Origin of the sequence: Halalkalibacter okhensis (assembly GCF_000787375.1) — a bacterium.
Classification (GTDB): Bacteria; Bacillota; Bacilli; order Bacillales; family Bacillaceae_D; genus Halalkalibacter; species Halalkalibacter okhensis.
In genome coordinates, this window is sequence record NZ_JRJU01000096.1 from 1 (window position 1) to 534 (window position 534).

Here is a 534-nt window from a genome sequence, read left to right on the forward strand (position 1 = left end):
TTATACTCTTCTTCTTCTTAAGGAGGACGGCAACCATTTGTGTGGCAAAGGTGTAACGTCTTTGATAGAAGTTACTTCAATACCGCTTTGTGCCAATGCACGGATAGCGCTCTCACGACCACTACCTGGGCCTTGAACGTAAACATCCACACGCTTTAAACCTGCATCAAAAGCTGTTTTAGCAGCTTCCGCAGATGCTACCTGTGCAGCATAAGGTGTGTTTTTCTTGGAACCTTTAAAGCCCATTTTACCGGCGCTGCTCCAGGAAATAACCTGACCTTGTTTGTTTGTTAAGCTGATGATGATGTTGTTGAAACTTGCTGTGATGTGTGCATCACCTAGCGGCGTCAACCTTCACTACTCTTTTCTTTGCAGCGGCTTTTGCGCTGGTTTGTTGTTGTGCTTTTGCCTATTTTTTAAATAACTGAGGTAATCGTTTTAAAATTATCCGTACTGTTTTAAGCCGAACCGGATGCTCACTCCATTTTGCTACCTAAAATTATCTGTGAGTAAATCCGAAAGAACCGGTGCATA

Annotated in this window: 1 pseudogene; it reads right to left on the reverse strand. The window is 43.1% G+C overall.

The features are described from left to right. A pseudogene (rpsK, locus tag LQ50_RS24150) lies at window positions 1–358 on the reverse strand (30S ribosomal protein S11). Window positions 359–534 lie beyond the last annotated feature (176 nt).